This is a genomic window from Desulfovibrio sp. TomC, assembly GCF_000801335.2.
Lineage (GTDB): Bacteria > Desulfobacterota > Desulfovibrionia > Desulfovibrionales > Desulfovibrionaceae > Solidesulfovibrio.
Window position 1 is genome coordinate 1 of sequence record NZ_JSEH01000092.1, and the last position, 1,263, is coordinate 1,263.

Here is a 1,263-nt window from a genome sequence, read left to right on the forward strand (position 1 = left end):
TGAGCTGGTCTCGTTTGTTTGGACAGGTTGGCGGCGAAGTTAAGCTATAGTCCGGTTGGTGGTCATGCCGCCTTGGGTGCCCTTTGGCCATCCCGGTATACTTCCATGGGCCGCCGTCCGTCAAAAGCGGTATGGGGCCGTTGCTCATTGTAAAATCTGAACCAGTCGTCAAGCGCTTCCCGGGCTTGGCTGCCGGTCTCCAACTCTCGGAGGTAGATGCATTCCCATTTCACCGATCGCCACAGGCGTTCGATGAAGACGTTGTCCATCCATCGGCCCTTGCCATCCATGGAGATGGATGCGCCGGCCTCCTTGAGCGTCTGGGTGAACTCCAGACCGGTGAACTGCGATCCTTGATCCGTGTTGAATATTCCAGGCACTCCATATTGATTCATGGCCTCTTCCAGAGCGGCAACGCAAAAAGTAGCATCCATGGTGTTGGACAGTCGCCAGGACAGCACGGCTCGACTGTGCCAGTCCATGATTGCCACCAGATACAAAAATCCACGTTTCATGGGCACATAAGTGATGTCAGCGCACCACACCTGATCCGGGTAGTCAATCCGCAGCCCACGCAAGAGATACGGATATATCCTGTGCTCGGGATGTGGAACGCTGGTCCTGGGTTTTTGGTAAATGGCCATCAACCCCATTTTACGCATCAACCGCCGCACGCGAGTACGTCCCACCACGACGCCCTGATTTTTCAAGTGCCGCTGCATCTGCCGTGAGCCATAGAACGGCGTTTCCAAGAACTGCGTGTCAATGAGCCGCATCAGGTCGAGATTCACGGCCTTCTCGCCCTGAGGGCGATGGTACCAAGTCGATCTGGCCAGCCCAAGTACCTGGCACTGCCGGGTAATACTGAGTCGTGGATGATCCGTTTCGACCATCCCCTGCCTTCGCTGCCGACTCATCGTTTGGCGAAGGCTCGTTCTAAAAAATCCTTCTCCACGGTGAGTTGGCCGATCTTGGCGTGCAACTCGCGGATCTCGGCCTCGGAGTCCTTTTTCACGGAAGCCGCCTTCCCGGAAAAGGATGCCACCATCCCTTCCTTGGCCTGGCGCTTCCAGCCGGCAATCATCGTCGGATGCACGTCGTACTTGCTGGCCAACTCAGTCAAGGTCAACTCGCCGGTTAGAGCCTCCAACGCCACCTTGGCCTTGAACTCCGCAGAAAACTTCCGTCGCTTGGACATCGAAACCGTCCTCCTCGCTTGAGGACTATAGCTTAACCGACTGTCCAATTTTCCGCGACCACCTC

Annotated in this window: 1 protein-coding gene; it reads right to left on the reverse strand. The window is 56.3% G+C overall.

Going from position 1 to position 1,263, the window contains the following annotated elements:
• Positions 1-62: 62 nt before the first annotated feature.
• A protein-coding gene (locus tag NY78_RS21655; RefSeq protein ID WP_442855225.1) for an IS3 family transposase occupies positions 63-1,198 on the reverse strand; the annotation gives its coding sequence in 2 pieces (ribosomal slippage) (positions 63-926 and positions 929-1,198; 1,134 coding nt in all).
• Positions 1,199-1,263 lie beyond the last annotated feature (65 nt).